General features: G+C 62.8%; 8 protein-coding genes. 6 read left to right on the forward strand and 2 right to left on the reverse strand.

Annotation, left to right across the window (positions count from 1 at the left end; genetic code table 11):
* Together K419_RS0118295 and K419_RS0118300 are read right to left on the reverse strand one after the other, a co-directional pair.
* A partial coding sequence (locus K419_RS0118295) for a 2-hydroxyacyl-CoA dehydratase family protein (RefSeq protein ID WP_026842823.1) occupies nucleotides 1–771 on the reverse strand: 771 nt, incomplete at its 3' end.
* Nucleotides 772–774: 3 nt separating this feature from the next.
* The gene (locus tag K419_RS0118300; RefSeq protein WP_026842824.1) at nucleotides 775–1,113 is read right to left on the reverse strand and encodes a hypothetical protein; all 339 of its coding nucleotides are present in this window, start codon (nucleotides 1,111–1,113) and stop codon (nucleotides 775–777) included.
* 141 nt (nucleotides 1,114–1,254) lie between these two features.
* Here K419_RS0118300 and gcvT point away from each other — a divergent pair, with 141 nt between their 5' ends.
* The 6 genes from gcvT (at nucleotide 1,255) to lipA (ending at nucleotide 7,638) form a co-directional block, all read left to right on the forward strand.
* Complete coding sequence (gcvT, locus tag K419_RS0118305) at nucleotides 1,255–2,346, forward strand: glycine cleavage system aminomethyltransferase GcvT (protein ID WP_026842825.1); 1,092 nt, start codon at nucleotides 1,255–1,257, stop codon at nucleotides 2,344–2,346.
* Nucleotides 2,347–2,561: 215 nt separating this feature from the next.
* Entirely contained in the window at nucleotides 2,562–2,933 is a 372-nt protein-coding gene (gene gcvH / locus K419_RS0118310; protein ID WP_012528833.1) for a glycine cleavage system protein GcvH, read from the forward strand.
* A gap of 2 nt (nucleotides 2,934–2,935) precedes the next feature.
* The gene (gcvPA, locus tag K419_RS0118315) at nucleotides 2,936–4,273 is read left to right on the forward strand and encodes an aminomethyl-transferring glycine dehydrogenase subunit GcvPA (RefSeq protein ID WP_026842826.1); all 1,338 of its coding nucleotides are present in this window, start codon (nucleotides 2,936–2,938) and stop codon (nucleotides 4,271–4,273) included.
* Entirely contained in the window at nucleotides 4,264–5,703 is a 1,440-nt protein-coding gene (gene gcvPB, locus K419_RS0118320; protein WP_026842827.1) for an aminomethyl-transferring glycine dehydrogenase subunit GcvPB, read from the forward strand. Before gcvPA ends, gcvPB begins: the two co-directional genes overlap by 10 nt.
* Before the next feature lie 194 nt (nucleotides 5,704–5,897).
* A complete protein-coding gene (locus tag K419_RS0118325; RefSeq protein WP_026842828.1) occupies nucleotides 5,898–6,698 on the forward strand; it encodes a lipoate--protein ligase family protein in 801 nt (266 codons plus the stop codon).
* 85 nt (nucleotides 6,699–6,783) lie between these two features.
* A complete protein-coding gene (lipA, locus tag K419_RS0118330; protein WP_026842829.1) occupies nucleotides 6,784–7,638 on the forward strand; it encodes a lipoyl synthase in 855 nt (284 codons plus the stop codon).
* The last annotated feature ends 65 nt before the right edge of the window (nucleotides 7,639–7,703 follow it).

Here is a 7,703-nt window from a genome sequence, read left to right on the forward strand (position 1 = left end):
GAGCCGATGGAAGATGTCATAGGGATAGCTGTAGGCCCGGTACTGTTCCACCAGGTCCTCGATCCCGAAAGGCATGGAGAACTGCCGCTGGGTCTCGTTGAATACTACCCTGGCGCCTACCTCCTCCAGGAAGCCGTAAAGTCCGGATATGATCGGCGGCACCCCCAGGAAAGCGAGCCTTAGGCGCTCGTGGCGCGGCGCACGGACGGCCGCGGCGGCGATGAAGGCGTCGACCTCGGCCTCGAACGCGTCCGGGTCGCCGTTCATGTCCGAGGTGCAGACCTGGAAGTAATGGTTCTCCTCCCCGGTCACCTTGTCTTCCTGCCAGGAGAGGCGGTCTATTTCGTGGACTTTGGCGCGGATCCGGTCCAGGCGCTTTTTCGCCTCGCCCACCTGGTCCCAGTCGACGCCGAACTGTCCCATCAGCTTTTCGATCTCTTTTTTGAGCGGCGCAGCCTCGCGCCCGGCAGGATAGGCGAAGGGGTAAACGCGCACCCCGTTCAGGGAGAGCACCTCCATGAGCGCCTTGGTGTAGCTGCAGTCCCCTTCGGTGACGGCGATCAGTTCGGTGACGCCGCTTTGCACCACGGCGCCGTAGATCCCCTTGATCCAGGCGCAGACATTCCTTGGGAAACCGGTGAGCTCTGCATCTTCGATGAGCGACGCGTTGTCATGGTGGGTGATGAAGACGTTGTTCAGGTCGATGGGGACCACGCCCGCCGCGATCAGCACCTCGAGCGGGATGGTGCTGGTAAAGCCTACTCTGCGCAAAACTTACTCCGTCTTGATGAAATTGAGGTAGATGAGCACCGCCCCTATGGCGAGGCCGCCGAATGCGAAGGGAAGGGTGGAGGAAACCGAAAGGGTGTCCCCCTCGGTCGGCAGGGTGTAGCGAAGCAAGAGAAGCAGCGAGACAGCGGCGAAAAGCATTGAGAGCACGAACTTGGAGCGGACCACGATGGCATAAAAGGCGATGACCAGGAACGCGCCGATGATCCACGGGTTGCTCATCGCGCTTTTCACGGTGAGGGTTTTTATGAAATGTACGAGGTTGGCGGTCTCGAAGGGGGCCAGCGTCTCGACGGTCTTTTGAACGACAGCTTCTTTATCCATTTCGGATCTCCTAACAAAGGCTAGATTATAAGCAAATCGGCTGATTTGGCAAGAAGTTAAAGCGGGTTGCCTCCCAGCCTAATCCTTACGTGATAACGGAGCCAACCGCCGGCCCGCTGCCGGCAGAAAGGAGAAGCAGCTATGGAAGATCTCAAGGCGACACCGCTGCAAGCCCAGCACGAGGGGCTCAAGGCGCTGATGGCTCCCTTCGGGGGATGGCTGATGCCGATCCAGTACGAGGGGATCATCGCCGAACACAGGTGGTGCCGCGAAAAAGCGGCGCTTTTCGACATCTGCCACATGGGAGAGTTTCGGTTCCGGGGGGACATCCAGGCCGGCGGCTTGGAAGATGTCTTCACCTTCTCCGTCAAGGGAATCCCGGTCGGGCGCTCGCGCTACGGGTTCCTGCTGAACCCGTCGGGAGGGGTGATCGACGACCTGATCGTCTTCAGGCTGGCTGAGGACGAGGTGATGATCGTAGTAAACGCGGCGACCGCGCCCAACGATTTCAAGATCATCGCCTCGCGGCTGAAAGAGCCGGCGCAACTGGTCGACATCTCGGCGCAGACCGGGAAGCTGGACCTCCAGGGGCCGCTCTCCCGCGAGGTGCTGGTGGAACATCTGGGGAGCGAACTCGGCGCGCTTCCCTTCTTCAAGTTCACCAGGACCCGCGTCCTCGGGGAGGACGCCATCGTGAGCCGGACCGGATACACCGGCGAACTCGGCTACGAGATCTTTCTCCCCAGCGGCAAGACTGCGGAACTGTGGGAGCTCCTGCTCAAGGACCCGAGGGTCGCCCCAGCCGGATTGGGCGCCCGGGACCTGTTGCGCCTGGAGATGGGGTATTCGCTGTACGGAAACGACATCGACGAAAAGATCTCCCCGGTTGCAGCGGGGCTTACCGCTTTCGTGAACCTGGACAAGAATTTCGTCGGCAAGGATGCGCTCCTTAAGGAGCGGGAAACCGGGCCGGAAAACGTGAAGGTCGCTTTTCGCGTCGACTCCCGCCGCTCCCCGCGCCACTTTTACGAGATCCTGCACCAGGGAGCGCCGGTGGGGATGGTGACCAGCGGCGCCTTCTCCCCCATGCTCTCCTGCGGCATCGGCATGGGGTACGTGAAGCCGGAGGCCGCGGCCTTGGGGACCAGGCTCACCATCAAGCACGAGCGGGTAGAGATGGAGGCCCAGGTGGTCGAGCTTCCCTTCTACACGGGAGGTTCTTTGAGGGCATAGCCTTGCCCCTCACCCGGCCTCCCCCCTCCAGGGGGAGGAGAAAGTGGAGACGCGGGTGACGGTGACCATAGAGTACCCGCCCCCGGAGGGGGAGGGACAGGGAGGGGGCCTCCTCGCTCTTTTCCCTGGGTCCCAAGCTTTTATCCCCTTCATCCCTGTTCAACGATTTAGTTTTTGTTTTTCTTGCGAACCTACACAAAACGGAGGATCACCAGATGGCAAAGTTCTTCACCAAGGAGCACGAGTGGGTAGAGATGGACGGGGCGCAGGCGATCGTCGGCATCAGCGAGCACGCCGCGCACGAATTGGGAGACATCACCTTCGTGGAACTCCCGAAGATCGGCAAGAGCGTGAAGCAGTTCGACACCCTGGCGGGGATAGAATCGGTCAAGGCCGCAAGCGACATCTACGCGCCGGTCTCCGGCAAGGTGGCCCAGGTGAACGACAAGCTGGAGGACGCGCCTGAGCTGGTGAACCAGGGCGCCGAGAGCGAAGGGTGGATCTGCAGGCTGGAAGGTGTGGACGCCTCCGAGCTTGGTGCGCTCCTGGACGCCGCGGCCTACGCCAAGTACCTGGAAGGGCTGTAGGGATGGGATACTGTCCCAACACACCGGACGAGATCCGGGAGATGCTCGCCGTGATCGGCGCGGGCAGCATCGAGGAGCTCTTCGCTCCCATCCCGGCGGAACTGCGCGCCAAGTCCTTCGACCTCCCCCCCGGCATGTCCGAGTTCGAGCTGATGCGGATCATGAGGGAGAAGGCCGCGGCCGGGGGGGCGGAGATCGTCCCCTTCATCGGCGGCGGCATCTACGACCACATCATACCGGCGGCGGTGGACCACCTCTCCTCGCGCGCCGAATTCTACACCGCCTACACCCCTTACCAGCCGGAGTGCTCGCAAGGGACGCTGCAGGCGCTCTTCGAATACCAGAGCGTGATCTGCCGGCTGACCGGGATGGAGGCATCCAACGCCTCGCTCTATGACGGCGGGACCGCGGTGGCCGAGGCGGCCCTCATGTCGCTCCGCATCACCGAGCGCAACCGCGTGGTCCTGGACGCCTCGATCAATCCGCTGCACCGCGAGATCGTGACCGGATACCTGCACGGGCTTTCCGCGGAAGCGGTCGAGGTGGCGCCGGATGGCTGCTGCTCGAACCTAAAAAGGCTCATCGATTCAATCGACGAGGAGACGGCCGCGGTGGTCGTGCAGAACCCGAACTTCTTCGGGAGCGTGCAGGACTTCTCCGAGCTCGCCGTCAAGGCCCACGAGAAAGGGGCCCTTCTCATCGTCTCCGGCTATCCCATCGCTCTCGGCCTCGTAGCGAGCCCGGGCGAGATGGGAGCCGACATCGCGGTCGGCGACGGCCAGAGCCTCGGCAACCCGCTCTCCTTCGGCGGCCCCTATTTCGGGTTCATCGCCACGCGCAAGCGCTTCATCCGCAACCTCCCCGGCCGGATCGTGGGCGAGACCATCGACAACCAGGGGCGTCGCGGCTACGTGCTGACCCTCCAGGCGCGCGAACAGCACATCAAAAGGCACAAGGCGACTTCCAACATCTGCAGCAACCAGAGCCTGTGCGCCCTGCGCGGGCTGATCTTCTGCGCCTCGCTGGGGAAAAAGGGGTTCGAAGAGCTGGCGCTTCTGAACTACGACAAGGCGCAGTACGCGAAGTCCAGCCTTGCCGGCGTGAAGGGAGTGAGCGTGATGAACGCCGGGAGCACCTTCAACGAGTTCACCCTATCGCTTCCCAAAGACGCGGCGCCGGTGGTGGAGAAGCTCCTAGCCTCCGGGGTCGCAGCGGGCGTGCCGCTGGGTCAGTACTATCCGGGCATGGACAACGCGCTGACGGTAACGGTAACGGAGAAACGGAGCAAGGCGGAGATCGACCGCCTGGCAGCTCTCTTGGAGGAGGCGCTATGCAGCTGATATTCGAGAAATCGGTACCGGGACGCAGCGGGGTGCGGGTTCCCCTCTCCGACGTCCCGAAGGCGTCCCCCTTTCCGGATGCGCTTCGGCGCAAGGAGCCGGTCCTCCTGCCGGAGGTGAGCGAACTTGACCTGGTGCGGCATTACACCAACCTTTCCCGGAGGAACTTCTCCGTGGACACCAATTTCTATCCCCTGGGCTCCTGCACCATGAAGTACAACACCAAGGTGACCGAGAACGCGGGGGGGCTCTTCGCCGGATGCCATCCGTTCCTGCCGCTGCTTCCCGGCGGCGAGCGGCTGGTGCAGGGACCGCTCTCGCTCGTCCACGGCCTGGAGCAGCAATTGGCCGAGATCACCGGCATGGACGAGGTGACCACTCAGCCCCTGGCGGGGGCGCACGGCGAGATGACCGGGATCATGGTGATAGCCGCCTACCACAAGGCGCGCGGAGATGAGAGGCGCAAGTACGTCATCGTTCCCGACTCCTCGCACGGCACCAACCCGGCCAGCGCCGCCATGGCGGGGTACGAGATCGTCACCATACCGACCGCTCCCTACGGTGACATGGACCTGGAACAGTTCAAGAACGCGATGAGCGAAGAGGTGGCGGCGGTGATGATGACCTGCCCCAACACCCTGGGGCTCTTCAACCCGCACATAGCCGAGATCTGCGCCATAGCCCATCAGGCGGGCGCGCTCATCTATTACGACGGGGCCAACCTGAACGCGATCCTGGGGAAGGTGCGCCCCGGCGACGTCGGCTTCGACGTGATCCACGTCAACCTGCACAAGACCTTCGGCACTCCGCACGGCGGGGGAGGGCCCGGGAGCGGACCGGTGGGGGTCAAAAAAGGGCTTATCCCCTACCTCCCCACCCCCCGCGTGCAGCGAAAAGGGGACGGGAGCTTCGCCGTCGAGGCCCATCCCGAGGGAATCGGGAGGGTTTCCGACTTCTTCGGAAACTTCGCCATCATGGCGCGCGCCTACGCCTACATCACGCTTCTGGGGCGTGAGGGGCTGATCGAGGTGAGCGAACACGCGGTCTTGAACGCCAACTACATCATGGCCCGGCTCAAAGGAGAGTACGAGCTTCCCTTCGACCAGACCTGCATGCACGAGTGCGCCTTTTCGGCGAGCCGGCAACTGCAGGACGGGGTACACGCCATCGACATCGCCAAGTACCTGATCGACCGCGGCTTCCATCCCCCCACAGTCTATTTCCCCTTGAACGTCAAGGAGGCGATCATGATCGAGCCGACCGAGACGGAGAGTAAGCAGACCATGGACCTCTTCATCGACGTGATGCTGGAGGCGGCGAGGATAGCCAGGGAGGACCCGGAGGCCCTGCGCCAGGCGCCGGTGACGACCCCGGTGGGGCGGTTGGACGAGACCCGGGCGGCAAGGGCGCAGCAGGTCTGCTGCGAGTAAAGGCAGAGGCGGGACCTGGAACCATCGGCCACGGAGAAAATCTGAGGAAGTCTAAGATTTCCTTTGATTTCTCCGTGGCTGTTTTGTTAGATAGCTTCTGCCGTTTCCCAACAAGATTTGGTTTTCTCAGAAGTTTGGTTTTCTCAGAAGTTCTCAGATTTTCTCCGTGTTACTGGTTTTGAGGTTTTGGATTTATGTTTACCTGGCGTCTGATCGACACCGGCCCTCTCGAAGGCCCCGCCAATATGGCCCTGGACGAGGCGCTGCTCAACTGTTTCGACAAGGAGCGCTCGCAGCCGCTGCTCCGGCTCTACGGCTGGGATCCCCCTGCGCTCTCCGTGGGGCGTTTTCAGGATGCCGCGGCCGCGTTGAAGCTGGAGCTCTGCCGGGAGGAAGAGGTCCCGGTGGTGCGCCGCATGACCGGCGGCGGGATCATCTATCACGCACAGGAGCTGACCTACAGCATCGTCTGCGCCCCCGGACACATTGGAGGCGCGGCGGGCGTGAAGGACGGCTTCCGCAGGTTGTGCGCCTTTTTGCTGGGGACCTACCAGAAGCTCGGGCTTGAAGCCAGCTTCGCCGCGGACCTGAATCCGGACGGGGAACGCCTGGGCGCGCGCACCACCTTCTGCTTTGCCGGCAAGGAAGAATTCGACATCGTGGTGCGTGGGCGCAAGATCGGCGGCAACGCCCAGCGCCGGGTGAACGGGGCCATCCTGCAGCACGGTTCCATCCCGCTGGTGAGCCGGGTGCAGCACGGGCTCCGCTACCTGAAAGAAACCGCCCCTGGCGCTGCAGGTGCGGTGAGCCTTGCCGAGCTCGGCATTGCCGTCGAGGCCTCCCAGTTGAAGCGGACGCTGGTGGAATCGTTCCAGGAGCGCCTGGGGGTGTCCCTCAGACCGCACCCCCCAACCGAGGCGGAACTTGGAGCCGCGGCGTTGCTGGAAACCCGGAAGTATAGAAGCGCCAGCTGGAACCTAGAGGGGCGGACTTAGCAGAACTGCAAAAAGGGGGACAGGCTACTTTTTGAAATGAAAAATTAGCCTGTCCCCTTTTCTCTTTTTCAAAGTTGAGGTGCACATGGATCCGATCAGAAAACCGGCTTGGCTGCAGAAGAAGATCATCCCCGCGGCCCATGCTGAGATGGAGGGGCTTTTAAAGGAGCTGCGCCTGAACACGGTGTGCCAGCAGGCGCGCTGCCCCAACATCACCGAATGCTTCGGCAAGCGCCAGGCGACCTTCCTCATCCTCGGGCGCATCTGCACGCGTCTCTGCTCGTTTTGTTCCGTCTCCAAGGAGACCCCGCTTCCCCTGCAACCCGGGGAGGCGGTTTCGGTCGCGGAAGCGGTCAAGCGGCTGGGGCTCTCCCACGTGGTGATCACCAGCCCTACCCGCGACGACCTTGCCGACGGCGGCGCCTCGATTTATGCGGAGACGGTGGCCGCGATCCGTAGCGTATCTCCCGGAACCAAGGTCGAGCTGCTGATCCCGGACTTCCGCGGGGAGCTGGCGGCGCTGGCCGCGGTGGTCGAGAGTGCCCCAGATATTCTTGGGCATAACCTGGAGACGGTGCCGCGGCTTTACTCCATCCGCAGCGGCGCGGACTACCGAAGATCGCTGGATCTGCTGGCACAGGCGCGGCGGATGGCCCCCGGCCTCAACACCAAGTCAGGTCTCATGCTGGGCCTCGGGGAAGAGGAAGCGGAACTGTTTGCCGTTATGGAAGACCTCTTGAAGGCGGGATGCGGCTACCTGAGCCTGGGGCAATATCTGGCGCCCAGCCGGATGCATTACCCGGTGCAGCGTTACGTCGAGCCGGAACTGTTTGAGCGCTACAAGGAGAGGGCGCTGGCGATGGGATTCGAGCACGTCGAGAGCGCCCCCTACGTCAGAAGCAGCTACCATGCGGAGAATTACCTGGAGTCCAGGCAGTAGCAGTTGGATCACGGCAGTAAGGGGGACAGGCACCTTGCGGAGCCAGTCCCCTTTTTTTAGTCCCC

The sequence above is a fragment of the Citrifermentans bremense R1 genome, assembly GCF_000426865.1.
In the GTDB taxonomy this organism is placed as follows: Bacteria; Desulfobacterota; Desulfuromonadia; order Geobacterales; family Geobacteraceae; genus Geomonas; species Geomonas bremensis.

What these genes read in the sequence shown, in the direction of transcription:
- K419_RS0118300 (WP_026842824.1), bottom strand. Translation starts at nt 1,113, where the DNA reads ATGGATAAAGAAGCTGTCGTTCAAAAGACCGTCGAGACGCTGGCCCCC.
- gcvT (WP_026842825.1), top strand. Translation starts at nt 1,255, where the DNA reads ATGGAAGATCTCAAGGCGACACCGCTGCAAGCCCAGCACGAGGGGCTC.
- gcvH (WP_012528833.1), top strand. Translation starts at nt 2,562, where the DNA reads ATGGCAAAGTTCTTCACCAAGGAGCACGAGTGGGTAGAGATGGACGGG.
- gcvPA (WP_026842826.1), top strand. Translation starts at nt 2,936, where the DNA reads ATGGGATACTGTCCCAACACACCGGACGAGATCCGGGAGATGCTCGCC.
- gcvPB (WP_026842827.1), top strand. Translation starts at nt 4,264, where the DNA reads ATGCAGCTGATATTCGAGAAATCGGTACCGGGACGCAGCGGGGTGCGG.
- K419_RS0118325 (WP_026842828.1), top strand. Translation starts at nt 5,898, where the DNA reads ATGTTTACCTGGCGTCTGATCGACACCGGCCCTCTCGAAGGCCCCGCC.
- lipA (WP_026842829.1), top strand. Translation starts at nt 6,784, where the DNA reads ATGGATCCGATCAGAAAACCGGCTTGGCTGCAGAAGAAGATCATCCCC.